The organism is Stenotrophomonas sp. STEN147 (genome assembly GCF_056757995.1).
In genome coordinates, this window is the sequence record NZ_JBRRCG010000007.1 from 105,506 (window position 1) to 130,547 (window position 25,042).

22 protein-coding genes are annotated in these 25,042 nt (G+C 67.9%); 11 read left to right on the plus strand and 11 right to left on the minus strand.

Going from position 1 to position 25,042, the window contains the following annotated elements; all coding sequences use genetic code 11:
* Positions 1–35 precede the first annotated feature (35 nt).
* Positions 36–956, minus strand: coding sequence for a bifunctional helix-turn-helix transcriptional regulator/GNAT family N-acetyltransferase (locus ACVOKU_RS09550; RefSeq protein WP_481559759.1), 921 nt, complete (start codon positions 954–956; stop codon positions 36–38).
* Between the two features lie 296 nt (positions 957–1,252).
* On the opposite strand from ACVOKU_RS09550, the gene ACVOKU_RS09555 reads away from it, so the two are divergent.
* Entirely contained in the window at positions 1,253–3,796 is a 2,544-nt protein-coding gene (locus tag ACVOKU_RS09555; RefSeq protein WP_481559760.1) for a TonB-dependent receptor plug domain-containing protein, read from the plus strand.
* 161 nt (positions 3,797–3,957) lie between these two features.
* A complete protein-coding gene (locus tag ACVOKU_RS09560; RefSeq protein WP_481559761.1) occupies positions 3,958–6,474 on the plus strand; it encodes a PepSY domain-containing protein in 2,517 nt (838 codons plus the stop codon).
* A 36-nt stretch (positions 6,475–6,510) separates the two neighbouring features.
* Here the strand turns inward: ACVOKU_RS09560 and ACVOKU_RS09565 are convergent, their stop codons facing one another.
* Entirely contained in the window at positions 6,511–9,045 is a 2,535-nt protein-coding gene (locus ACVOKU_RS09565) for a methyl-accepting chemotaxis protein (RefSeq protein WP_481559762.1), read from the minus strand.
* Between the two features lie 203 nt (positions 9,046–9,248).
* Here ACVOKU_RS09565 and ACVOKU_RS09570 point away from each other — a divergent pair, with 203 nt between their 5' ends.
* Positions 9,249–10,088 (plus strand): arylamine N-acetyltransferase family protein, encoded by an 840-nt coding sequence (locus ACVOKU_RS09570; protein WP_481559763.1) that lies wholly within the window; start codon positions 9,249–9,251, stop codon positions 10,086–10,088.
* Between the two features lie 23 nt (positions 10,089–10,111).
* Here the strand turns inward: ACVOKU_RS09570 and ACVOKU_RS09575 are convergent, their stop codons facing one another.
* Positions 10,112–10,483 carry a VOC family protein gene (locus ACVOKU_RS09575; protein ID WP_481559764.1) on the minus strand — a complete coding sequence of 124 codons (372 nt, stop codon included), beginning with the start codon at positions 10,481–10,483 and terminating at the stop codon, positions 10,112–10,114.
* A gap of 80 nt (positions 10,484–10,563) precedes the next feature.
* On the opposite strand from ACVOKU_RS09575, the gene ACVOKU_RS09580 reads away from it, so the two are divergent.
* On the plus strand, positions 10,564–11,280 hold the full coding sequence (locus ACVOKU_RS09580; protein WP_481559765.1) for a transporter substrate-binding domain-containing protein: 717 nt from the start codon (positions 10,564–10,566) through the stop codon (positions 11,278–11,280).
* Positions 11,281–11,331: 51 nt separating this feature from the next.
* On the opposite strand, the gene ACVOKU_RS09585 is transcribed toward ACVOKU_RS09580, so the two are convergent.
* The gene (locus ACVOKU_RS09585; RefSeq protein ID WP_065174425.1) at positions 11,332–12,228 is read right to left on the minus strand and encodes a LysR substrate-binding domain-containing protein; all 897 of its coding nucleotides are present in this window, start codon (positions 12,226–12,228) and stop codon (positions 11,332–11,334) included.
* Positions 12,229–12,326: 98 nt separating this feature from the next.
* On the opposite strand from ACVOKU_RS09585, the gene ACVOKU_RS09590 reads away from it, so the two are divergent.
* Positions 12,327–12,509 (plus strand): hypothetical protein, encoded by a 183-nt coding sequence (locus ACVOKU_RS09590; RefSeq protein WP_481559766.1) that lies wholly within the window; start codon positions 12,327–12,329, stop codon positions 12,507–12,509.
* Between the two features lie 34 nt (positions 12,510–12,543).
* Here ACVOKU_RS09590 and ACVOKU_RS09595 read toward each other — a convergent pair whose 3' ends face one another.
* The gene (locus ACVOKU_RS09595; RefSeq protein WP_481559767.1) at positions 12,544–13,116 is read right to left on the minus strand and encodes a GIY-YIG nuclease family protein; all 573 of its coding nucleotides are present in this window, start codon (positions 13,114–13,116) and stop codon (positions 12,544–12,546) included.
* Positions 13,117–13,177: 61 nt separating this feature from the next.
* Positions 13,178–14,728, minus strand: a complete 1,551-nt coding sequence (locus ACVOKU_RS09600) for an alkaline phosphatase (protein ID WP_481559768.1) — start codon at positions 14,726–14,728, stop codon at positions 13,178–13,180.
* A gap of 119 nt (positions 14,729–14,847) precedes the next feature.
* Here ACVOKU_RS09600 and ACVOKU_RS09605 point away from each other — a divergent pair, with 119 nt between their 5' ends.
* Positions 14,848–15,636, plus strand: a complete 789-nt coding sequence (locus tag ACVOKU_RS09605) for a D-alanyl-D-alanine carboxypeptidase family protein (protein WP_481559769.1) — start codon at positions 14,848–14,850, stop codon at positions 15,634–15,636.
* Between the two features lie 13 nt (positions 15,637–15,649).
* Here the strand turns inward: ACVOKU_RS09605 and ACVOKU_RS09610 are convergent, their stop codons facing one another.
* Both ACVOKU_RS09610 and ACVOKU_RS09615 read right to left on the minus strand, forming a co-directional pair.
* On the minus strand, positions 15,650–16,243 hold the full coding sequence (locus ACVOKU_RS09610; RefSeq protein WP_481559770.1) for a TetR/AcrR family transcriptional regulator: 594 nt from the start codon (positions 16,241–16,243) through the stop codon (positions 15,650–15,652).
* A 16-nt stretch (positions 16,244–16,259) separates the two neighbouring features.
* Positions 16,260–16,856 carry an NAD(P)H-dependent oxidoreductase gene (locus ACVOKU_RS09615; protein ID WP_481559771.1) on the minus strand — a complete coding sequence of 199 codons (597 nt, stop codon included), beginning with the start codon at positions 16,854–16,856 and terminating at the stop codon, positions 16,260–16,262.
* A gap of 203 nt (positions 16,857–17,059) precedes the next feature.
* Here ACVOKU_RS09615 and ACVOKU_RS09620 point away from each other — a divergent pair, with 203 nt between their 5' ends.
* On the plus strand, positions 17,060–19,108 hold the full coding sequence (locus ACVOKU_RS09620) for a TonB-dependent receptor domain-containing protein (protein WP_481559772.1): 2,049 nt from the start codon (positions 17,060–17,062) through the stop codon (positions 19,106–19,108).
* Between the two features lie 64 nt (positions 19,109–19,172).
* Here ACVOKU_RS09620 and ACVOKU_RS09625 read toward each other — a convergent pair whose 3' ends face one another.
* Positions 19,173–20,000, minus strand: coding sequence for an isocitrate lyase/PEP mutase family protein (locus ACVOKU_RS09625; protein WP_481559773.1), 828 nt, complete (start codon positions 19,998–20,000; stop codon positions 19,173–19,175).
* A gap of 153 nt (positions 20,001–20,153) precedes the next feature.
* On the opposite strand from ACVOKU_RS09625, the gene ACVOKU_RS09630 reads away from it, so the two are divergent.
* From ACVOKU_RS09630 to accC, 4 genes are all read left to right on the plus strand, one after another.
* Positions 20,154–20,888 (plus strand): DOPA 4,5-dioxygenase family protein, encoded by a 735-nt coding sequence (locus tag ACVOKU_RS09630; RefSeq protein WP_481559774.1) that lies wholly within the window; start codon positions 20,154–20,156, stop codon positions 20,886–20,888.
* A 232-nt stretch (positions 20,889–21,120) separates the two neighbouring features.
* Complete coding sequence (gene aroQ, locus ACVOKU_RS09635; RefSeq protein ID WP_065174418.1) at positions 21,121–21,564, plus strand: type II 3-dehydroquinate dehydratase; 444 nt, start codon at positions 21,121–21,123, stop codon at positions 21,562–21,564.
* A 59-nt stretch (positions 21,565–21,623) separates the two neighbouring features.
* Positions 21,624–22,103 (plus strand): acetyl-CoA carboxylase biotin carboxyl carrier protein, encoded by a 480-nt coding sequence (accB, locus tag ACVOKU_RS09640; RefSeq protein WP_277381132.1) that lies wholly within the window; start codon positions 21,624–21,626, stop codon positions 22,101–22,103.
* Between the two features lie 10 nt (positions 22,104–22,113).
* On the plus strand, positions 22,114–23,481 hold the full coding sequence (accC, locus tag ACVOKU_RS09645; protein WP_014648613.1) for an acetyl-CoA carboxylase biotin carboxylase subunit: 1,368 nt from the start codon (positions 22,114–22,116) through the stop codon (positions 23,479–23,481).
* 133 nt (positions 23,482–23,614) lie between these two features.
* On the opposite strand, the gene ACVOKU_RS09650 is transcribed toward accC, so the two are convergent.
* On the minus strand, positions 23,615–23,989 hold the full coding sequence (locus ACVOKU_RS09650; RefSeq protein WP_065174417.1) for a hypothetical protein: 375 nt from the start codon (positions 23,987–23,989) through the stop codon (positions 23,615–23,617).
* The gene (locus tag ACVOKU_RS09655; protein ID WP_053515678.1) at positions 23,986–24,960 is read right to left on the minus strand and encodes a hypothetical protein; all 975 of its coding nucleotides are present in this window, start codon (positions 24,958–24,960) and stop codon (positions 23,986–23,988) included. Before ACVOKU_RS09655 ends, ACVOKU_RS09650 begins: the two co-directional genes overlap by 4 nt.
* Between the last annotated feature and the right edge of the window lie 82 nt (positions 24,961–25,042).

Sequence of the window (25,042 nt, forward strand, 5' to 3'; positions counted from 1 at the left end):
TGGCCGCGGCCGGCATCCACGCGTCCTGATCCCGGTCAGACCAGTGAGCGCGCCCAGAGCTGGGACACCTGTGGCTGGCCGAACAGCTGCTCGTGCTGCTCGGTCATCAGTTCGAAGCCGGCCCGTTCGTACAGGCCGCGGGCGTCGATGAGCGCGGCATTGGTCCACAGCACCATGCGCTTGTAGCCCACCGCGCGCGCGAAGCTCATCGCCTCGTCCACCAGTCGCTGCCCGATGCCCCGCCTGCGCGCGCTGGCATCGACGTGCAGCAGCCGCAGCTTGGCATTGTGCGCGTCGTGCCGGACCACGAACACCGACCCCACCGGGGCGCCGTCCAGTTCAGCGATCCAGCAGCGCTCGGTCTGCGGGTCGTGTTCGCGCAGGTAGCGGGTGACGATGTCGGCCACCAGCGCTTCAAACTCCGCGTTCCATCCGAATTCGCGTGCATACAGCGCGCCGTGCTTCTGGATCACCCAGCCCATGTCGCCGGGGCGGGGATCGCGCAGCACGCAATCCGACGATGCACCTCCCAGCAGTGCCTGGATGTGCGCCATCGCCTCAAGAAGGCGCTGGCATCCTGCTTCGCTGATATCTCCCAGCATGGCAGCGACGCTTTCGCTGGACGCTGCATCCAGCTGTGCGAAGGCGGCACGGCCCGCCTCGGTCAACACCAGCCGGTTCGCGCGCGCATCCATCACCGACGGTTCGCGTTGAACCAGACCGCGCGCCTGCAGCCCGCTCAGCAGCCGGCTGAGGTAGCCCGCGTTGAGGTCCAGCCGATGGCCCAGCTGCGCAGCCGTGATGTCCTGGCCCGCCGCCAGTTCGAACAGCACCCGCGCCTCGGTGAGGGTGAAGTCGCTGTGCAGCAACCGCTCCTCAAGCACCGCGATCCTGCGGGTGTAGAAGCGGTTGAAGGCGCGGACCTGTGCGACGGGATCGGAAGTGAGCGCAGACACGGGGACGTTCCTGATGGTTGCCTTGGGCACATAGTACATGCCTTGAGCAACCATATAAGGCTGTTTTGCGATCCATTCCGCGTCTTGGCGCCTTAAAACGAAAGATGCGTTGCAGTACGGTTTACGTTCTGTTAATTCTGCGTTTAGCGACCAGGGCCCTGGCTGCAAGGAGAACCAACAGGATGAACGACTGACCGACAAACCACTCAAATCGACTGCAGGGTGCATGCATGAAACACGGAATTCGCAGAAGTGTTCAGGCTCCAGACGCAATCACGCCATTGGCATCCGCAGTAATGGTGGCCCTCGCCACCGCGCTGCTGTCCACCAGCCCCGTTGCACGGGCGCAGGACAGCGGCACATCGACGACGCCCGACGCGGCCACCACCCTGGATACCGTTTCGGTACTGGGCAGCCGCACCAAACCGCGCACGGTGTCCTCGTCGGCGGTGCCGATCGACATCATCAGCGGTGAAGAGTTCCGCAACCAGGGCGCGACCGACGCCCTCGACCAGCTCAAAGTGCTCGTGCCTTCCTTCAACGTCAGCACGATTCCCATCGACGATGCGGCCAGCCTGGTGCGTCCGGCCAACCTGCGTGGCCTGCCGCCGGACAACACCCTGCTGCTGGTCAACGGCAAGCGTTTCCACCGCTCGGCGGTGATCACGTTCCTCGGCCACGGACTGTCCGACGGCGCACAGGGACCGGACCTGTCCGTGTTCCCCTCGCTGGCGCTGGAACAGGTGGACGTGCTGCGCGACGGCGCAGCGGCACAATACGGCTCGGACGCCATTGCCGGCGTGCTCAACTTCAGCTTGAAGAAGCTGCGCGAAGGCGGCACCGCCGAGGTGTTCGCCGGCCAGTACTACGAGGGCGACGGGCTCACCACCCAGTACTCGGCGCAGATCGGCCTGCCGCTCACCGAGCACGGCTTCGCCACCCTTACGGCCGAATGGCGCAACGCCGACGACACCTCGCGCAGTGTGCAGCGCGACGATGCCGCCGCGGTCGCAGCGGCAGGCTACCCCGGGGTGAAAGATCCTGCGCAGATCTGGGGATCGCCGAAGGTGGACGACGACCTCAAGCTGGTCGCCAACCTCGGTTACGACACCGAGAACGTGGAGTTCTACCTGTTCGGCAATTACGCCAAGCGTGAAGTGGATGGCGGGTTCTACTACCGCGACCCCACCGCACGTTCGGGCGTCTACTCCAACGATGGCGGGCAGACATTGCTGGTGGGCAACCTGACCGGCGTGGGCGCCTGCCCCACCATCACCCTGCGCGATGGCGCCGGCAACCTGCTGCCGTACGGCACCGTGAGCGGCGCGGTGGCTGCCCTGCCCGCCAACTGCTTTACCTTCCTGTCCAGCCTGCCCGGCGGCTTCACCCCACGCTTCGGCGGCAAACTGGAAGACGCCTCGGTGTTCGCCGGCGCCAAAGGCACCTGGGGTGAGTGGTACTGGGACGTGAGCGGCTCCTGGGGGCGCAACGACATCGAGTTCACCATCTACAACACCGTCAACGCCTCGCTCGGTCCCGACCAGCCGGCCGGGCTGTTCTTCCGCCCGGGTGGCAATACCCAGACCGAAAAGAACCTCAATGTGGACGTCAGCCGGGACATCCCGGTCAGCTTCAGCAGCCAGCCGCTGCGCCTGGCGATGGGTGCCGAATGGCGCGAGGAGAGCTTCAGGATCAGCCCGGGAGACGGCCCATCCACGGCCATCGGGCCGCTGACCGAGCAGGGCTTCGCGCTGGGCTCCAACGGGTTCAACGGCTTCAGCACGCGCACCGCCGGCACCTTTGATCGTCGCAACTGGGCCGCCTACGCCGACCTGGAAGCCCAGCTCACCGAGCGGCTGCTGCTGGCCGGTGCGCTGCGCTACGAGGACTACGATTCGTTCGGCAGCACCACCACCGGCAAGCTCACCGCGCGCTTCGACTTCAACGAGCACTTCGCTCTGCGCGGCGCCTACAACACCGGCTTCCGTGCACCCACTCCCGGCCAGGCCAACATCAGCCAGATCAGCACCGTGTTCGGCGGTACCGCACTGGAAGACATCGCCACCCTGCCGCCAACCAATCCGATTGCCCAGCTCAAGGGCGCGCAGCCGCTTACTCCGGAAGAGTCCAGGAATGTGTCATTGGGTGCGGTGTGGACCGAAGGTGACTGGCTGGTCACCCTGGACGGCTATCAGATCAAGGTGGAAGACCGCATTGCCCTGAGCACCAGTTTTGCAGTCACTCCGGAGGAGCGTGCGGCGCTGGTGGCCGGCGGCAATGCAGAAGCCGCTTCCATCTCGCAGGTGACCTACTTCGGCAACGCCTTCGATACCACCACCACCGGCGTGGACCTGGTGACCAGCTTCAAGAGCAACCACTTCGGCGGGGTCACCACCTACTCGCTGGCGGCCAACTGGAACCGCACGAAGGTGGACCGCTACGACACCGACTTCATCGACGAAGCGCGCGTGTACAAGCTGGAGAAATCGCTGCCCAGGACCAAGGGCTACTTCAGCATCAATCACCAGCGGCAGATCTTCCACGCCAATCTCCGGTTCAACTATTACAGCAGCTGGTACGAGGATCACCTGGACAGCGGCGTGATCTCCGCCGAGGACGGCGGCCTGCCGATCTACGGGGGCAGCGCGTTGATCGTGGATGCGGAAGTGGGCTGGAAGTTCGATTCGGGCCTGTACGTCAGCGTGGGCGCGCAGAACCTGTTCGACCGTGTGCCGGCCAGCAACCCCTGGGGGGGCGTGGCCGGTGCGCAGTATCCGGTGCATTCGCCCTACGGATTCAACGGCGGGTTCTATTACACGCGGGTGGGCTGGAAGTTCTGAGGCAGGTGCAAGGACGCGCAACGGTGGCCATGGAAGGCCCCGTCGCTGGCGCCACCCCACCGACTTGACCGCAGACAGGGCGCCCCCGAGAATTACGCGACTAATTCTCATTTGCTGTTGCGCAGGATGCGGGCGGCAGCCCTCCTGGCTTTCATCCCCCGATGTTCAAGAACGTCCTGTTCCAACTGCACTGGCTGCTGGGCATCACGGCCGGCACCGTCCTGGCCATCATGGGCCTGAGCGGCGCAGCCCTGTCTTTTGAAGATGAACTGCTGCGCGCCGCCAACCCCGGCTTCGCCGCCATCGCCGAACATCACGCCGAAGGCCAGCAGCCGCTGCCCCTGAGCGAGCTGGTGCCGATGCTGCAGGCCGACAGCAAACGGCCGTTGCAGCGGCTGCGCGTGGATGCCAGCGGCCAGCGCCCGTCGGTGGCCCGTTTTGCCGGCGGCAAAGCGCACTGGGTGTACTTCGACCCATACAGCGGCGAGCGCTTCAGCGCCCTGCGCGGGCAGGCCTTCTTCGACTTCGTCGAAGACCTGCACCGCCACCTCGCCGCGGGCGAGCGCGGAAAATGGATCACCGGCAGCTGCGCGATCGCCCTGCTGTTCTTCACGCTGTCCGGGCTCTACCTGCGCTGGCCCCGCCGCTGGTGGCACTGGCGAAGCTGGCTGGCCGTGGAATGGAAGCGCAGCGGCCGCGGCTTCCTGTGGAGCCTGCATTCGGTGGCCGGCACCTGGGTGCTGCTGATCTACCTGATGAGTGCCCTGACCGGCCTGTGGTGGTCGTTCGACTGGTATCGCAGCGCGGCCAATGCCCTGCTCGGCGTGGCGCCACCGGCCAAGCAGGTGATCGATGCCGGCGCCGTGCTCGACCTGCGCCGCGTGGAAACGACGCTGTACGCGCAGGCCGGGGTGCGCACCGGTTACATCGACCTGCGGCTGCCCGAGAAGCCCGGCCAGGCACTGAATGTGCGGACCATGGCGGGCGATCCAGCATTGCGCGGTGGCCATCATGACCGCGCGCACGATCTGCTGCAGCTCGACCCTGCCAGCGGTGCGATCCTGGATGCGCGTCCCTACGCGCGCCAGGGCGCTGGCGGCCAGCTGGCCACCAGCGTGTTCGCGCTGCACTCGGGCAGCTACTTCGGGATTCCCGGGCGCATCATCGTGATGCTCAGCAGCCTGGGCATGAGCCTGTTCTTCATCACCGGCTGGCTGCTCTATCTCGACCGTCGCCGCAGCCAGCGCGCCGCACGTGCGCTGCGCCAGCCACTGCCGGCGGCCGCAGCCAACGGCGCCGCATGGCTGGTGGTGCATGCCAGCCAGAGCGGCCTGGCCGAACAGCTGGCATGGCGCGCGGCAGCGCAGCTGCAGGCCAGCGGCCAGGCGGTGCAGGTACTGCCGATGGCAAGGATCGACGCGGACCGCCTGCAGGCGGCCAGCCACGCGCTGTTCGTGCTCAGTACCTTTGGTGACGGCGAACCACCGGATTCGGCACGACGTGCCTCGCGCCAGCTGCTGGGCCGCCCCGTGGACCTGGCCACACTGCAGTTCGGCATGCTCGCGCTGGGCGACCGCCAGTACCCGCACTACTGTGCCTTCGGCCGCCAGTTCGATGCGTGGCTGCTGGGCAACGGTGCCCGCGCGATGTTCGACCGCATCGACGTGGACGCTGCATCGGTCGCAGCATTGCGCCAGTGGCAGCAGCAGCTCGGCCTGTTGACCGGCATTGCTGCCGACGACAGCGTGCTGCCGGCGGCCACCCGCATGCACGACTGGCAGCTGCTGGATCGCCAGCAGCTGAACCCGGGCAGCGTCGGTGGTCCGATCTGGCGGATCCGTCTGGCTGCGCCGGATGACGTGCAGTGGCAGGCCGGCGACATCCTGCACATCGCGCCGCGGCACAGTGCCGCGCATGCCCGTGCGGTACTGCTGGCGCATGGACTGGACCCGCTGCAACCGCTGCTGATCGAAGGCGGCACGCAGACCCTGCAGTGCCTGGCCAGCGAACGTGAACTGCCGGACGTGGCCAGTGCGCTGCAGGTGCAGGATGCCGGACGCTGGCTGAAGGCCCTGCCCGTACTGCCGGGCCGCGAATATTCGATCGCCTCGTGCCCGGCCGATCGCGTGGTGGAACTGGTCGTGCGCCTGGTGCACGACGACACCGGGCGCCCGGGGCTGGGGTCGGGCTGGCTGTCGCTGCATGCGCCGGCAGGCGCGCACATCGCCGCGCGCGTGCACCGCAACCCCGGCTTCCATCGCGTGCCGGGCGCACCCATGGTGCTGATCGGCAACGGCACCGGCATCGCCGGCCTACGCGGCCTGCTGCGCGAGGCGGCACACGCAGGCGAGCACGGCCACTGGCTGCTGTTCGGCGAGCGCCAACGCGCTCATGACTTCCTGTTCGCCGATGAGGTGAGTGCATGGCAGGCGCAGGGCCATCTGGCCCGGGTCGACCTGGCGTTCTCGCGCGACGCAGCAGGCGGTTACGTGCAGGACCGCCTGCGGGCGGCCTGCGATGAACTGCGGGACTGGATGCAGCGTGGCGCCGTGATCCATGTCTGCGGCTCGCTGCAGGGCATGGCCGAGGGTGTGGATCAGGTACTGCGGGGCGCGCTCGGTGACGAGGTGGTGGAAACGCTGCTCGAGAGCGGCCGCTACCGGCGCGACGTGTATTGAGCCGCGCCGCCGGGCTGAACCCGGCGGCGGACGTGATCACGCCGCCGCGCGGGCCTGACCGTCCGGCTGCAGGCGGAACGCGGACACGGCTTCGGCCAGCGCGCGCACCTGCGCCTGCATCTGCGCGGTCGACGAGCCGGCCTCTTCCACCAGGCTGGCGTTGCGCTGGGTACTGGCCTCCATCTGCACGATGGCGTGGTTCACCTGGGCGATGCCCGCGTGCTGATCCTGCGAGGCGCTGCGGATGCCAGCGAGCAGGTCCGCCAGTTGCTGCACGCTGCCGACGATCTCGTCCATGGTGGTGCCCGCCTGCGCGGCCTGCACGCTGCCCTGGCCGACGCGTGCCACGGAGTCCTCGATCAGCGACTTGATCTGCCTGGCTGCCTCGGCACTGCGCTGCGCGAGCAGACGCACTTCCGCCGCGACCACCGCGAAACTGCGGCCCTGCTCTCCAGCACGCGCGGCCTCCACGGCGGCGTTGAGCGCAAGGATGTTGGTCTGGAACGCGATGCCGTCGATCAACTGGGTGATGTCCCCGATGCGGCGCGATGCTTCACTGATGCCCTGCATGGTCTCCACCACCTGACCGACGGCCATCCCACCCCGCTGTGCAACCGCTGCAGCCCCCTGCACCAGCGCGTCGGCACGTCCGGCGGCGTCGGCGTTGCGGCCGACGGTGTCGGTCAGCTCATGCATCGAGGCTGCGGTCTCTTCCAGATTGGCCGCCTGCTGCTCGGTACGCTGCGAGAGGTCGTGATGGCCAGCAACGATTTCACCGACACCGTTGTCCAGGCTGGCAGCGGCGCGCTGGATGCGGGTGACGATGCGGCCCAGCTGCGCGACGGTTGCATTGGCGTCGTCGCGCATACGCGCGAACACGCCCTGCAGCTGGCCTTCCATGCGCACGCTCAGATCTCCTCGGGCCAACGCCGCCAGCAGTGCCTGCAGGTCCCCCAGGTTGGTTTCAAAGGTGGACAGCAGGCGGTTGATGCTGGTGGACAACGTATGCACGAAACCGTGCTTGCCCTGCAGGGCGATGCGCCCGTGCAGGTCACCCTGCGCGGCAGCGTCGACCAGTGCCGCCACCTCGGTCTCCAGCAGCGTTTCCAGCGCACGGCTGCGCCACTCCAGCGCCACGCCCAGGAACTGGTCGTCATCGACGATGGCATTGGCGATCAACTGATAGCGCACACCGGCATGACTGATTTCCCGCTCCTGGCGGTGGCGCGCGTCGACCAGGCCGGCCAGGGCCGGATGCAGGTCCCGCGCGTCAGTGCCGACCAGCGCGTCGGCCTGCAGGCCCAGCACGTGCCGCAACGCAGGATTGGCGTAGGCCACCTGGCCTTCGGCATCGACCACCATCAGCCCGGTCTGCGCGCAGTCCAGGGCCTGGCGTACGCGCGTGTTGCCACGGGCCATCGCACGCTCGGTCTCGATGCGCGCACGCAGCCGCTGCTGCATGTCCACCAGGCGCTGTGCCAGCTGGCCGATCTCGTCGTTGGCGTTGTGCACGCGCAACGTGGTATCGAGCCGGTCATCGGCGATGTCGCTGGCGAACCGCAGGGTGTCCTGGATCGGCCTGCGCACCGCGCGCAGCACCAGCAGCAGGCTGGTGATCAGCACGCCGGCCACCAGCAGCAGGGTGAGGGCGAACAGCACGCTCATGGTGCGTGCACCGGCCTGCTGCCGCGCCTGCGCCAGGGCCAGCGCATTCACCTGTGCCTGCTGGAAGGCGGCGAGCGCGGGCGCCACGCCGGCAGCGGTCTCCAGCAGCGATTGGGTCTCCACATCAAGGCCGACGCGGGCGGCGGTGTAGCCGAGCAGTGCCGACTGATAGGCGTCCATGCCGGTGCGGAGCGCCTCCTGCACGTCGGGCGGCAACCCCGCCAGCGCCAGATCGAACGGCAGCTTCTCTTCGCTGGCGCGGTCGGCATGAGTCGAATCGCCATCGAGCAGCAGCAGCGCTTCCTGGCGCCGCATCTTCTGCAGGTGCAGCGCCAGTGCCGGCCGGTCCAGGCCATCCACCCGCTGCTGCAAGGCGTCGGCGGCCTGCTGCAGTTGTGCAGCCAGGCCGGCATCACCCCGCCCCATCTCATCCACACGTTCGAACAGCGCGGCCACGCCCTGCGAGAATCCCTCGGCGGCCTCGGTGAGCGCCTGCAATGCCTTGCGGCGACCGGCATCCATCGGCATCGCCCTGAGCGCATTCAGATCGACCTGCAATGCCCGCTGGGCCGCCTGCAGCTGGCTGCGGTCTGCATCGTCGAAACTGCGTGCATACTGGGTCTGCAGGCGACGCGCCTCCGCCACCCGCGTCGCCAAGCGTGCGGCCAGATCGCTGCCACGCTGGTAACTGGCTTGGCTGCGTGCGGCCTGGCTGCTGGCATGGCCGGTCCAGGCATGGACAGCGGCAATCGCCACCAGGCCCGCGCCGCAGACCAGCAGGGTGGCCTTGAGTTTGTTGGCCACGCTGAGTCGATGCGGCTGCAGCCAGACCAGCAGGCGTGGAAACGCCGAGCGCATCGCGATGATGCGGGTGCGCAGGGACCGAAGGGGGACGGCGGCCGACATCACAGACTCCAGGCGGAAGGACGCACCTGTATCGGCCTGACCGGCGACAACTTTAGGCGCATTGCCGACGCCATGGCACGCACCGTGCCGGTTGCGCTCTTTGTACCGGCCCCAGGCGACGGAGACGTGACACAGCGCCTGCGCTTGACCTCAACCCCGGTTGTGGTTGCACAGTGGGATTGTTCCCACCGGCCGCCCTCGCCATGACCCCGCTCGACGTCCCCCGTTATCTGCAGCGCCTGCAACTGGATGCTCCGCCGTCGCTGGACCTTGCCGGACTGACCCTGCTGGTGCAGCGCCATAACGCCCTGCTCCCTTTTGAAACCCTCAGCAGCCTGATGCGCGACGCGGTGCCGATCGATCTGGACAGCGTGCAGCACAAGCTTCTCGACCAGCAGCGCGGCGGTTACTGCTTTGAACTCAACGGCGGCCTGCTGGCGCTGCTGCAGGCTGTGGGCTTCGACGCACAGCCGCTGAGCGCGCGCGTGCTGCTGGCGGCACAGGACGATGCCCCGACGGCGCGTACCCACCTGCTGCTGCGCGTGCACGTGGAGGGAGAGGACTGGCTGGTCGATGCCGGCTTCGGTGGCCTGACGCCGACAGTGCCGCTGCGGCTGCACGAAACGGCGCCGCAGGCCACGCCGCACGAGTCTTTCCAGCTGCAGCAGCTGCCGGGCGCGGACGACTTCGTGCTGTCCGCCCAGACGGGCGACGCATGGCGGGCGCTGTACCGCTTCGACCTGCGGCCGCCAGCGCCGATCGACAACGTGGTGGCCAACTGGTACGTGTGCACGCACCCGGATTCGAGTTTCCCTGGCCAGCTGCGCGCCTCACTGGCCGGTCCGGACTGGCGGCGCACCATCGGCAGTGGCAACTACACCGAGTACCGCCCCGGGCAGGCGCCGCTCAAACGCCCACTGCGCGATGCCGCCGACGTGCGCGACGTGCTGCAGTCGGCATTCGGCCTGCGCGTGCCGGACGATGCGCGGCTCGACCCGGCGATCACCGATTGGCTGCAGCGCTCGCACGCCGCATCACGGTAGCACCGCGCGGCACGGTGCTCGGGTTAGAACTTAACCGGCGCCTGCAGCGCAATGCGGTTGCCCTCGCTGTCGCAGATCTCGGCCACCCGCCAGTGGCCGGCATCTGCCGGGCCAAAGCGCAGCTCCGCTCCCGCCCGCAGGGCGAGATCGAGACTGGCATCCAGGTCATCAACACCGATGTAGATGCGCGCGCCCTGCTCTGCGGGCACGTAGTCCGCGCCCTGCACCAGCGCCATGCTGGCACCCGCCGCGTCATCCGCGAACGGCAGGTAGGCCATGCGGCAGCCGTGCAGCTGGACCGGCGCATCGATGCGCACCTGCAGCCACTGCTGGTAGAAGGCGATGGCGCGAGCCAGGTCGCTGGCCGGAATCTCGACATGCGCGATGGGGTTCATCGTCGCAGGATAGCGCCGCCCTGACATTCCGTGCGCATCGTTGCGGGCATGCTGGCCTGCCCCCTTTCGCGGAGCGCTGCATGACCCTGGCCGATCACCGAAGTGCACTGGCGCCACTGGGCCATCTGCGCGTCGCCATCAATCTGGGGAATCCGGTCCTTGCGCAGGGCGACGCACGATCGCCGCACGGCCCCTCGGTGGAGCTGGCCACCGCGCTGGCGCAGCGGATGGGCGTGCAGGCGCGATTCACCTGTCACGATGCGGCCGCATCGGTGGTCGCGGCGGCAGCCGACGGCGCATGGGACCTGGCCTTTCTCGCCATCGATCCGGCACGTGCCGGCCGCATCGCCTTCAGTGCACCGTATGTGGAGATCGAAGGAACCTACCTGGTGCGCGAGGACAGTCCGGCGCGGCAGGTGACCGATCTGGATCGCGGTGGGCTGCGTATCGCCGTTGGCCGGGGTGCCGCCTACGATCTGTTCCTGAGCCGGGAACTGCGGCACGCCACGATCGAGCGTGCCGACACGTCAGCGGCGGCCATCGATCTGTTTGACGCGCGGCGCCTGGATGCCGCCGCTGGCGTGCGCCAGCCGCTGCAGGCCTGGGCACTGCAGCATCCGGGACACCGCGTGCTCGCCGACCGCTTCACTGCGATCCAGCAGGCCGTGGCCGCACCTGCAGCGCGCCCCGCTGCCGCCCTGCGCGCCCTGTTCGACGAGGTCGAGGCCATCAAGGCAGGGCCCCTGCTCGAGGACGCTTTCGCACGTTCCGGACAGGCGGTCACCCTGGTGCGATGACGCAGCGGTGGCCCGCAGCACGCGACAGGTGGCCGCGTGCGCCGGGCCGGATCAGCCCTGCGTCTCCATGTGCCGCGCATGCTCGCTGGCCTGCGCATGCAACCACTCACGGAAGGCGAGGAATCCACGGTGGCGCGCCGAGCGCTGCGGATACACCAGCCAGTGCGGCCAGGCCGTTTTCAGCCGCTGTTCCGACAACGCGACCAGCTGGCCCGAATCCAGCAGCAGGCGCGCGCGCGTCAGCCGGCCCAGGGCCACGCCGACGCCATCGAGCGCTGCACGGTGATGCGCTTCGGAATCGTCGAGCACCGCCACGAACCGCGAAGGGGGGCTCTGCCCGATCAGGGCAAACCACGCGGCCCATGCGCCATCCGGATCGCCCAGCAGCGGCCACTGCGCCAGTGGAGCACGGTCGATGCCGCCCATCCGCGCGATCAGCGCCGGGCTGGCCATCGGCACCAGCCACTCATCGAACAGCCGCTCGACCACCAGCCCGGCCCATTGCCCGCCGCCTACGCGCAAGGCCGCGTCGAACTGCAGCTGCCGATCGAAATCGACAAGGCGTTCGCTGGACTGCAGGTTGATCTCGATCTGCGGGTGTGCGGCGACGAAATGACCCAGCCGTGGCACCAGCCATGCGGAGGCCATCGACGGTACGGCGCTGATCGTCAGCACATGTTCGGCGCGCGCGGCGTAGCGCTGGAACACCTCGTTGATTGCATCCAGGTGCGGCCCGACCCGATCGAGCAGGCGCTGGCCCTCCAGGGTCAGTGCGACCCCGCGCGCCTGGCGGACCAGCAGCGGCTGGCCGAGGCGCTCTTCGAGCTGCCGCATCTGATGGCTGAGCGCGCTGACGGTCAGGTTCATCGACGCCGCGGCGCGTGACAGGTTGCCCAGGCGCGCGGCAGCCACGAAACCCTGCAGGGCATGGAGGGGTGGGCGGGACATGAGGCTTGAATCCTGTTCAAGTCAAGCTTGCGGAAATGTCGCTTTTTACGTCCTCATGCTGCCCGTATCGTTCAATCCACTCAAGTGGAGCGACGATCATGAACATCTTCAGCAGTCTGTTGTTCCTGCACGGTCACATCGCAAGCGCCGAGCTGGCCCGCCAGTTGGCCACGCCGGTGGCCAGCACGACCGGGGTACCGGCAAAGCCGTACCGGACCACACACCTTGACCTTCCAGCTGCGGCAAAGGTGCCTTGCCCCACCTGCCCCGCCCCCCGCTGAGCGCGACAGCGGCGGGCTCACCGGGGCCGGGCCGCTAGTGTCCGTACCAGGCCTGCACATGGGGCGGCAGCGATGGCAGCGGGTCGATGTCCAGCGCGCGACAGCCATCGAGGGTATCGCGCAGCACCGCCGGTCCGGGGCTGCCCGGCATGCGCAGGCTTTCCTCTTCCGGCAGCTGCAGGGCGGCCCAGTCATGCAGGCGATCCAGCCGCTGGACCATGGCGGCGCGCAGCCAGGGGCGCAGCGGGAAGGTCCGATATCCGCGCCCTTCCAGCGCACGCACAGCATCGGACAGGGCCTGGTTCGCGCCACGCACCCATTCGGTGCGTCCGCCGGCCTTGTCCTGCACGGTCATCGGTGCCGGCGCGCGATGTGCGCGAAAGGGGGAACGCAGCTCCAGCTCCAGCTCCAGGTCACGCGCATCGCGCTCGGTTTCCGCCTCCACCAGCGCCCCGGCGCACAGATCGAAGAACTCGAACCAGCGCCGATGCAGTGCGCTGATGCGACCGAGCGGGTCACGCGAGAAGCCGATCTTGGCGTAATCCTCCCAGGCGCAGGGAAAGACGTAGGCGAAGACACGACCATCGATGCGGATCTGCGGTTCCATCGGCGCAGGCTGCATCGCCCCGGACGCGATGGCAACCGGGCCGGACCGTGCACTGTTCTGCTCAAGGCCGCTGCAGCACGTCCTGCACTGCGGCAGCCACGTCGGTGTTGTCGATGTAGCTGCCATCATTCCACCGCACATGCTGGCGGTAACCGGCGTCGATGCCGCGCACGCGGGCGCCGAGCCGCTCCGCGCCCGCGCCCTTGGCCCACAGCGGTACCAGTGCGTTGGAGTGATTGCCGGTGGGGCGGAAGCTCATCCCCGGCATCCGCCCGCGCCCGTTGTTGCGCACCGGCTCGAACGCCACCTGCTGCGCGTCGGGGCCCATCGGCATGCTGTTGTCGTGGTCGGTGGTGACGATCAGCAGATTGCGCTGCCATCCGCCGTTGCGCTCGATCCACGCCACCACCGCCGATACCGCATCGTTGAACTCGACCGTCTCTTCGATCAGGCGGCCGTACTGCGGCTGGTCGCCGCACTGGCCGTAATGCCATTCCGTGCCGCACGCACTGGTATGCGCGGCCCAGTCGGTGGCCCCGCCTTCCACCATCAGGAACAGGCCCTTGGACGAGCGCTGCTGCAGGAACTGCAAGGCGCCGCGGGTCATGGTCGCCAGGTCCGGCACGCTGTCGATCTTCCTCACGCCGGAGGGAGTGGTCGCATCCCTGCCCAGGACCTGCAGCTGACGCGCCTGCTGCAGGGTGCTGGATACACGCGGTACGCCGATCAACGGGCGATCGGCTGGCAACCGGCCCTGTGCGAGCGCAGCGAACGCTTCCTTGCTGCGGATCAACCGCCACGGTCCGGCAGGATTGCCGGCGATGGGAGTGCCTGCTTCCAGCTGCTGCCAGTCCTGCTGCGACACCCACTCCCAGGGGTTCGCGCAACCTTCTTCCTTCACTGCGCCTGCATCGTCATCGCAGGCGCGGCCATCGACGCTGTAGCCGGGGCCGCCGGTTCCCATGACCAGGTCCATGTGGCCCTGCGCCAGCATCTGGTGGGCGATGGCATGGTAGTTGTTGCGCGACGCGTTCTGCGCGGCGAACGCGGCCGGTGTCGCGTGCGAGAACGGCACCGAGGTGACCACACCGGTTGCCATGCCCAGGCGCTTGGCGCGCAGGGTGTTGAACTCGACCGCGACGCCGTCGTTGTTGACGTTGATGGCGTTGTTGTACGTCTTGATGCCCGACGACAACGCCGTGCCCGCCGCGGCGCTGTCGGTCGCCACCGCGGCCAGGTACTGATAACCGGCGAACGGAAGATCCGCTGCCGGTACCGGGGTGGCATCCCATGCTTTCGCGGCGTCGTAGCCGAGCGTCTGCGCCGAATCGTGCGTGGGCTGGCTGCTGGCGTTGAGCGGGAACGTGGCCACCGCAAGGCGCTGCGGGAAGTGCGCGTACGGGGCGCCTTCGCGGCTGCCATACTGCCAGTACGCGGCGGCATCCCAGGTTCCCCAGCCCGCGCCGTCGTTGATCATCACGATCACGTTGTGCGGGTAGCCGCCGGTCGCCACCGGCGCCTGCGCACGCGGTGCCGGCTGGCAGCCGGCGAGGGCTGCCAGCGCGGCCAGAATCGAAGGGTAGAGCCAACGGCGCGGCGTGTGTGCGGTCATCGTGCATCCTGTGGGGTCGGGCAGGCGGCCCGGAATGCGCGACGTTATATCATTGCAATATTGCAGATCCACGCATCCTGGCAGCGGTATCCTGTGAACGTCTCCCCTGCCGCGCCACCATGCCGTCTCCACGTCCCCCGGTCTCCTCGATCACCCTGGATGCCGGCAGCTTCGCGGTCATCCACCAGGAACACGCCGACCTGCAGCGTCCGCCTGCTTCACTGACCAAACTGATGACCGCGTACGCAGCCTACGAACAGGTCGCATCCGGCGCCGCCGCTTGGGAGATGCCGGTGACCGTTGCCGCCGAGGACGTGCACGCGGTTGCTGACGATGAAACGCGCATGGGCCTGGTGCCTGGCGAAACGGTCACGCTGGGCCGGCTGCTGCAGGGCATGCTGGTGGTATCGGGCAACGACGCGGCCCTTGTGCTTGCCCGCCATCTGCACGGCTCGCAGGCGGCATACCTGCAGCGCATGAACGCGCTGGCACGGCGTCTCGGCCTGGGCAGTACCTGGTTCGCGTCGGTGTCCGGCATCACCACGCCGCGGCACGTCTCCAGCGCACGCGACATGGCGGTGCTGGCGGGCCGCCTGCTGGCAGATCATCCGCAGGTGCTGGCCATCACCGCACAGCCGGCGTTCGCGCACGGGACGTTCAGCCGCAGCAACCAGAACGCACTGCTCGCCGATGAAGGTGTGGACGGCCTGAAGACCGGCTATACCCGCGCGGCCGGGTTCTGCCTGGCGGCTACGGCGCGCCGCCCCATCGCCGGACACGCGCAGCCGGTGCGATTGATCACCGTGGTGCTTGGCTCGGAAGACCGCGAAGCTCGCGATGCGCGGGTGCGCAGGCATCTTGCCAGTGGATTCGCCGCGTTGGCCGGCGACACCGTCGCAGAAGCCTGAGCTGCGCGGCCAGTCAGGCCCGTACAACCGTGGATACGATCACCCGCTGCAGTTCGCGTTCCGCGGCGGCTTTGCCGATCGCACCATTGGCCACCGCTTCGGACAGCGCTTCGGCAGCGCCGAGGATCGCCCAGCGCCCCTCCACCGGTACCTGGCCGTCACCGGCGAACGGGCCCAGCCAGTCCGCGCAGTTGTCGATGAACTCCTGCTGGTAGCAGTGCCGCACCTCGCGCAGCTCCGGCGCGCCGACCAGCGCTGCCAGGATGCTCTGCACGTCAACGCCCTGGCTCAGCACGCAGTCGATGTAACCGGACGCGATGGCCGCCGCGCGCGCGGTCAGTTCTGCCGGCGCCGCGGCGATACGGTCATTGAAGATGAGCGTCTGCCGCTGGTCGTAGTCATGGTAGAGCGCCGCCAGCAGGCCGTTGCGCGTCACGAAGTGATCGTAGGCCACCGGCTTGGTCACGCCCGCCGCTTCGGCCAGGCGCCCCAGGGTCAAGGCATCGGTGCCTTCGGCGCCTACCAGCGCCCATGCGACATCCAGCAACTGGCGGGCCCGCTGCTCGCGGGTCAGTCGGCGACGCGTGGGGGTGTCGGTGGCAGGCATCGGCGGAACACGGCTGTCAGCTCGTTGGATGCCCGATTTTACGGCCGATCTCCATCGCGGTCTGCAGATGCGCCGCGGCCGCCCCGGTGTCCGCCTCCAGCAGCAGGGTGGAGGACAGCACGCGCGCGCCGCAGTAATCGAAGATGCCCATGTCGATCTGCGTGTTCATGGCCGCGCCATAGCCACGGCGTTCAATCATCGCGGCATCGGCACCCCCGATGCCGACCAGATGCACCTGCAGCCGCTGCAGCCGCTTCTCCACTTTGCCATCGGCACCCTCGCCGTAGGCCCAGCCCTGGGTGAAAACGCGATCGATCCAGCCCTTCAGCAGCGCCGGGAACGACCACCAGTAGAGCGGGTAGACCAGCACCAGGGTGTCGGTCGCATCCAGCCGTGCGTGCTCGGCCGCCACATCGGCCGGTGGCGGCGCGATGCCGCGGAACAGGGCCTGGTCCTCCCCATTGAAGCGCGGGTCGAAGCCTTCGGCCATCAGATCGGCAATGGCAGTGGTATTGCTCTCACCGGCATCGGCGATGGCCTGCGCGATGCGCGCGGCGACCGTGTGGGTCAGCGAGGCAGGATCGGGATGGGCAACAACAATCAGGCTGTGCATGGGCAACTCCTTGGTCATTAGTTACTAATGGTAACTAGCGCATCCAGCCCGGTCAGCACTGCCAGCAGGACACTGTTTCTGGCGTTCTGTATCGCCTCAATTCAAATGCAAATGATTCGTGATACGATTGTTAAGGAAATCTGAAACCCCACACGGACGTCCCAGCCATCGCCAGTGGACCCCCTCACCCGGAGTACCGCGCGATGTTGCATGCCAGTCTGAAGTCCCGTCGTCCCGTTGCCACGCTGGCCGTGGCCATCGGCCTTGCCCTCGCCTCCCAGGCCCACGCCGAGGCGTCAGCCGATGCCGCCGCCAAGCAGATGGACACCGTGGTGGTCACCGCCACCGGCGCCCAGCAGTGGATCCGGGATGCCCCCGCCAGCATCAGCGTGATCACCCGCGAGGACATCGAGCGCAAGCCGGTCAGCAGCATCGGCCAGTTGCTGAGCACCGTGCCCGGCGTCACCGGCGGTTACGCGCTGTCCGGTGCGCAGTCGAAGATCCGGCTGCGCGGCCTGCCCGAGCAGTACACACTGATCCTGATCGATGGCCGCCGCCAGGGCAGCTCGGCCGGCGTGAACTATCGTGATGACCTGGGCCCGCAGGATCTGAACTGGCTGTCGCCGGACATGATCGAACGCATCGAAGTGGTGCGCGGCCCGATGTCCTCGCTGTACGGATCGGACGCGATGGGGGGTGTGATCAACATCATCACCCGCAAGATCGCCGACCACTGGGGCGGCTCGGCCACCTTCAACTACAGCAAGCCCGATTCGGACACCCGCGGCAACACCACGCAGATGGGAGCGCTCTTCAGCGGCCCGCTGACCGACAACCTGGGCGTGCGCATCGGCGCCAACGTCACTGACCGCGAATCCGACCGCGGCGCGCGGCAGACGCCGGGCAACAAGGCAGAGAACGCCAACGTGCTGTTCAACTGGCGCATCAGCGACAGCCACGTCGTGGGCGTGGAAGCCTCGCGCGGAACGCAGCGCAACAGCGGCGCCGGCCAGGTCAACAGTTGGGGACTGTCCAAGCTGGTGCAGACCGGCTACGTGATCCGCCATGACGGCACCTACAGCGACGCCACCACATCCAAGACCTCGCTGGTGCAGAACGAATACGAAGACAAGGGCAGCGACGTCGGCAACCGTTCGAAGGAAACGGTGTTCGATACCGCCTTCAACACCGGCTTCCACTGGGGCGTCGAGCACAGCCTGAACGTGGGCGGGCAGTGGAAACGCGAGGAGTTGGAGAACAGCGACACCATCGGCACCGTTCCGGTCACCTGGACGGGCAGCGGCCGCATCAGCCCGACCAGCGAGGCCGACTCCTGGGCGCTGTTCGCCGAGGACCACCTCACCCTGCACGAGCGCTTCGTGCTGACCCTGGGCCTGCGCTGGGACAACACCGAAAACTACGATGACAACCTGAGCCCGCGCATCTACGGCGTCTGGCACCCGGCCGACGCATGGACCGTGCGCGGTGGCATTTCCAAGGGCTTCCGTGCCCCCAACCTGAAGCAGGGAACGGCCGGCGCCGCGACCCAGTCCGGCGGCAACGGCTGCCGTGCCCTGACCGCCGAAGGCTGGAGCAGCCGTTCGGTGAATGCCGACGGCACGCGCGGCTGCTACATGGCCGGCAACCCCAACCTGGAACCGGAGACCAGCACCAACTACGAGCTGGGCGTGGGCTTCGACCGCGAAGGCTGGTCGGCCTCGGCCACCTACTTCCTGACCAACTTCGACGACAAGATCGAACAGGTGCCGCTGAGCCAGATTCCCGGCCAGACCAGCAGCTTCGTCAACGGTTACTGGTGGACTGTGGCACAGAACATCCAGAAGGCACGCACCCGCGGTGTGGAGGCCAGCGTGACCGTGCCGCTGCACGAGCGACTGAGCTGGACCACCCATGCCACGCGCATGCTGGAATCGAAGAACCGCACCACCGGCGCAACCCTGCTGGTGGTGCCGGAACTGACTGCCAGCACCTCGCTGGAATGGCAGGTGACCGATGCCTGGTCGTTGAATGCCAGTGCGCAGCACATCGGCAAGCAACTGGTGTCGGCCACCAGCGCGACCTTCGCCAAGGCGTACACCACCTGGGATCTGGTGACCGGCTTCGACGTGAACGAGAACCTGACCCTGCGTGCCGGCGTGCTGAACGTGGGCGACGTTTCCACGATCGACGAAGGCAACAACTACGACGGCGGCGCGCGCACCTTCTTCGTGGGCGCCACCGCACGGTTCTGATGCAGCACTGGCCCGGATCCCTTCGCGCAGCGAAGGGATCCCGCCGTGCATCCGCGGCCCTGCCTCAGCGGAACAGCGCGTTCAACGCCGCACCCGATGCAGCCGCCTGCAGGCCATCAAAGCGGCCTTCCTGCAGGATGGGATCGGTGGCCCGCATCAATCCCCCCCACGCCGCACGGGCCAGCGCCCCGCCCAGGCTGACCCGGCGTACCCCCATCGCAGCGATGTCCTGCAGCGTCAGTGACGTCGGTCCGCCCACCAGCAGGTTCACCGGCTTGCCACCGGCCGCGGCCACCACCGCCTGGATCTGTTCGACCGTGGTGATGCCCGGTGCGTACAGCACATCGGCACCTGCAGCCGCGTAGGCACGCAGGCGCTGCAGCGTGTCTTCCAGATCCGGCACGCCCACGAAGAAGTTTTCCGCCCGGCCCACCAGCAGGACATCGGCTGCGGCACGATCGATGGCCGCACGCGCCGCGCGCAGGCGTTGCACGGCCTCCTCCAGCGGGCGCAGCGGCGCGTCGGCCAGACCGCTGGCATCCTCAATCGACAGCGCGGCGATGCCGGTGTCCAGCGCAGCGGTCACCGCCTGGCTTACGTCATCGGGCGTCGCGCCGAAGCCATCACCGAAGTCTGCGTTCACCGGCAGGTCGGTGGCGGCCACCATCAGCCGCAGGTGGTCAAGCGTCGCCTGCAGCGATACCGCACCATCGGGGTGACCTTCGCTCCATGCACATCCCGCGCTGGTGGTGGCCAATGCCAGGAAGCCCTGCCGCTGCAGGTAGCGCGCGCTGCCGATGTCCCACGGATTGGGCAACACGAAGCAGCCCTGCGCATGCAACTGCCGGAACGTGGCACGTCTGCGGGCAGTGCTGGCATCTGCGCTGTTCATGGCGGGTATCCGTGCAGTGAGCTGACCACCCTATCCGGGCGGCGCACAGGACTCAACGCACCTGCGGCGCAGCATCAGGTGATGCCACCGGATCATTGGACGCGGCCCCCGCATCCGTCCGACGGTGACGGTCCGCCGTCCACGGAAACAACCATGCCGCGCTCCCCGCATTCTTCTGACGCCATTGCTGGCGACGACACCGATGCACACCAGGCCGCGCCGTTCTCACCCAGCCGGCGCCGCCTGATCGCATCGGCCGGCTTGGCCGCAGGTGGCCTGGCCGGCGCCACGAGTCCGGCCGCCGCAACACCGGCCCGAGAGGTGGCGAACACGACCGCACCGGGGCGTCCCGGATTCCAGGCGATCGTCCCGCCGCCGGCGCAGGGCCGCAGTCCCTGGGGACAGGACACCGCCAGCGAACCGACCCCACGACCGCGCAGCACACGCCCGGGCGAATCGCCATTGCCGACCCACCCACGCCCCTACACCGACATCAAGAGTTACCACGCCCACATCTATTTCGACGAGGACACCTCGGCCAAGGCCGCACTGATCCGGCGCTGGGTGGCGGAACGCTTCCCGGTGGAACTGGGCAACTGGAATCCGGAGCCACGCGGCCCCCATGTCACCCCGTCCTTCTACTTCGGCTTCACCAACGATCTCCTGCCGGTCGTGGTGCCATGGCTGCAGCTCAACAGCCTGGGCCTGACGATCCTCATCCACCCCAACACCGGCGATGGGCGCGCCGACCACCTGCATTACGCGCTGTGGGTGAACCGCGCGCAGCCGGTGAACGCCTTCGACTGGCCCGCGCCCCGGCCGGGCGAACAGGAGCCGCTGGAACAGGTGTTCCCCAACGTCGTGCCGACGCGGCCGCTGGAAACCTGAGCAGACCCGCCCGGCCTGGCCGGGACAGGAGCGGCCGGCCGCCATCGTCGGCGTACGTGCGGGTATCAGCAGCCGTCGCCACGTTCAGCGCGCCTTGAGGCGCTGCCCGGCATACGGGCACAAGCGCTTCCGCCGATTTCAAACAATCGATTGAAACGCGGCAAACTTCGCCGAACTGGACAGCATCGGCCGCTTCCGCCAGACTGCCGCCCTTTCCAGTCGATCGGATCCCATGGCGAAGCTGCTGGTCCTGCACGGCCCCAACCTCAACCTGCTCGGTACCCGCGAGCCGGAGGTCTACGGCCACACCACCCTGGCCGATATCGACCAGGCGCTGGCCCGCCAGGCCGATGCCGCCGGGCACGTGCTGGAGAGTGTGCAGTCCAACGCCGAACACGCGCTGGTGGACCGCGTACAGGCCGCCCGCACCGACGGCACGGCGTTCATCCTGATCAATCCGGCCGCATTCACCCACACCTCGGTCGCCCTGCGCGATGCGCTGGCGGCCGTGGCCGTGCCGTTCATCGAAATCCACCTGTCCAACCCGCACGCCCGCGAACCGTTCCGCCAGCACAGCTATTTCAGCGACAAGGCGGTCGGCGTGGTGTGCGGCTTCGGCGCCGACAGCTACCGCTACGCGATGGACGCGGCGCTGCTGCGGCTGTCCGCCACCTGATTGTCGACCCGGGCGCCCACGGCGCTCTCCTCACCTAGATAGAAACCCAAGAGGCCCTCATGGATCTGCGCAAAATCAAGAAGCTGATCGACCTGCTGGAAGAGTCGAACCTGGCCGAAATCGAAATCAAGGAAGGCGAAGAGTCCGTGCGCCTGTCGCGCGCGCCGGTCGCCGGCTATGCCGCCCCGGTCGCCGCTCCGGTGTATGCCGCCCCTGCCGCGCCGGCGCCGCAGGCAATGCCGATGCAGTCGCCGACCGAAGCCTCCACCGGCGGCAGCGCCAAGCCGGGCCCGGCGCTGCCGGAAGGCCACGTGCTGCGTTCGCCGATGGTCGGCACCTTCTATGCCTCGTCCGCTCCGGACAAGCCGGCGTTCGTCACCGTGGGCCAGCAGGTCAAGGAAGGCGAAACCCTGGCCATCATCGAAGCGATGAAGATGTTCAACCCGATCGAAGCCGACGCGTCCGGCACCATCGTCGCCATCCTCGGCGAGAACGGCCAGCCGGTGGAGTTCGACCAGCCGCTGTTCGTGATCGGCTGAGGGGCACGCCATGCTCGACAAAGTCGTCATCGCCAACCGAGGGGAGATCGCGCTGCGCATCCTGCGCGCGTGCCACACCCTGGGCATCCGCACGGTGGCCGTGCACTCCACGGTCGACCGCAACCTCAAGCATGTGGCCATGGCCGACGAGTCGGTCTGCATCGGCCCGGCGCCGTCGCCGCAGAGCTACCTCAACATCCCCGCCCTGATCGCCGCGGCGGAAGTCACCGATGCCCAGGCCATCCATCCGGGCTACGGCTTCCTGTCGGAGAACGCCGATTTCGCCGAGCGCGTGGAGGAATCCGGCTTCATCTTCATCGGCCCCAAGGCCGACACCATCCGCATGATGGGTGACAAGGTCGAAGCCATCCGCGCGATGAAGGCCGCCGGTGTGCCGTGCGTGCCCGGCTCGGGCGGCCCGCTGGGGGAGGACATCGTCGCCAACACCAAGATCGCCCGTGAGATCGGCTACCCGGTCATCATCAAGGCGGCGGGCGGCGGTGGCGGTCGCGGCATGCGCGTGGTGCACGCCGAAGCCTCGTTGAAGACCTCGATCGAAACCACCAAGAGCGAAGCGAAGGCGGCGTTCGGCAATGGCGAGGTCTACATGGAGAAGTTCCTGGAGAACCCGCGCCACGTGGAGATCCAGGTGCTGGCCGACGGCCAGGGCAATGCCATCCACCTCGGCGAGCGCGACTGCTCGATGCAGCGCCGTCACCAGAAGGTGGTCGAGGAAGCGCCGGCACCGGGCATCACCGCCGAGCAGCGCGAGCAGATCGGCAAGGTCTGCGTGGAGGCCTGCATCCGCATCGGCTACCGCGGCGCCGGCACGTTCGAGTTCCTGTACGAGGACGGCCGCTTCTACTTCATCGAAATGAACACCCGCATCCAGGTGGAACATCCGGTCACCGAAATGGTCACCGGCATCGACCTGGTGGCCGAGCAGCTGAAGATCGCCGCCGGCCAGAAGCTGTCGATCAAGCAGAGCGACGTGGTGCTCACCGGCCATGCCATCGAGTGCCGCATCAACGCCGAAGATGCTGAAACCTTCGTGCCGAGCCCCGGCACCATCACCGGCTTCCATCCGCCGGGCGGCCCCGGCGTGCGCGTGGACACCCACATCTACAGTGGTTACCGCGTGCCATCGAACTATGACTCGATGATCGGCAAGCTGATCGTGCACGGCCCGGACCGCGAAACCGCGATCGCCCGCATGCGGGTGGCGCTGAGCGAAATGGTGGTCGACGGTATCAAGACCAACATCGCCCTGCAGCAGCGGATCATGCGCGACAAGGGCTTCCAGGCCGGTGGCCAGAACATCCACTACCTGGAAAAGCGTCTGGCCGAGCGCAAGAACAAACCGATCGCGCTGACCTGATCGGCACAGGTGCCGGACACGAAAAGGGCGGGGATATCCCCGCCCTTTTCGTGCATTCTGCAGCGCCTTCCCCCGCGCCCGGTGTACCGGGAAAAGCAGCCGCGCGTGAGGGCCCGGCGCTGCAGGATCGGTGTCAGTGCCTGTCGGCCGCGGTTGCCGGAATCTGCGAGTTCGGCAGCGGGCGCACGCCATTGGGCGAGGTCGGATCGACAATCACCATGGTCTCGGTCGAGCCATCGGGCCAGACCACCTGGAAGGTGCTGCCCGCCGGCAGCGATGCGAACGGCACGCCGCTCTGCGCGCGATAGACCGCAGCGACCTGGCTGGCGCCGGCGCGGCGCAGGTCTTCCTGTGCCTTCACCGTGGTCAGCTCCACCTTCGACAGATGCCGGTAGCGATCCTCGTAGGTATCGATCATCAACAGGCCCACCGCGCCGGCCGAATAGGCCACGAACAGTGCCACCCAGAACCAGAACTTGGCCCCGTGAAGGAATCGACGGTAGTTCATGGCCTGCTCCCCCTTCCAATCAATCGCTTGATCCATTCGTTCATCTTCCCAGCACCTTGCCGCGAAACCGCAGCGTCATACACGAAATCCCGGAAATCCTGCGTCTCATCCTGCGAACAGATCCCTCCATTCGCACAAAAACTGTTGACCAGCACGCTGTCGGCGCCACACGGTAGACCGAGTTCGCAGGCCGCAAGCCGCCACGCCATTTCGCTGAGCTGCTCGCCGGCGACCAGCCCGTCCAGTGCACTGTCACCGGCGGCGCGCACGCCCATTCCCGGAGCGAGGGCCATGAATGCCTCCGGATCGCGCGACAGGCGCACGCGCTCGACCAGGCCACGGCGGTAGTCCGCGCTGTCGTGCAGCGGCTCACCTTCAGCGAACAGCGCGGCCTCGGCCGCCAGGTTGCCCTGCGCGGCCGCCTTGCGACGCTCCGCCAGCACCAGCGCCGCGCCCAGTTTGTCGCCGGGCACGAACCCGCCGCAGCGCTGGGCCACGCGCTCGCGCGCATCGACCATGGCCGGTGCGGCACTCAGGCCCAGCCCCGCCAGCACGTTGTTGTCCAGGCGATACCCGCCCGGATCGACCGCGTACTGCGCGCAATAGTCATACACCCGGCTGAGCATCCAGCGCGCTTCGTGGTTGCCACCGTCGGCCTGCGCGCGCAAGCGCTGCGCATAGGCGAACAGATCGGTGGCGCCCTCGATGTCGGCCCGGATGTCCAGCGGCAGGCCGGACGGCAGTGCGCCGCCCCGCTCGAAGGCCGCCAGACGCCGCGCCAGCGCCTCGGGCATGACCGGCATCGTCGTCCCATCCTCGTTGCCCGCCACCTGGGCCGTCGGCAGCCCGGAGGCCGCGACCGGAGACGATACCGAGCCCACGTGCCCGCTGGCCCGATACCCGGCCACGCCCAGCACGGCCACCGCCGGCAGCACGAGCAACCAGGTTTTCAGGGTCGGAGCGAGGGCCATCGGCAACGGAAAGCGTCGGGGGCGCACAGGAAAGCGCGCAGTTTAGCAAGGCCCGGCAGGCCTGTCTGAACGGGGGCCGTTC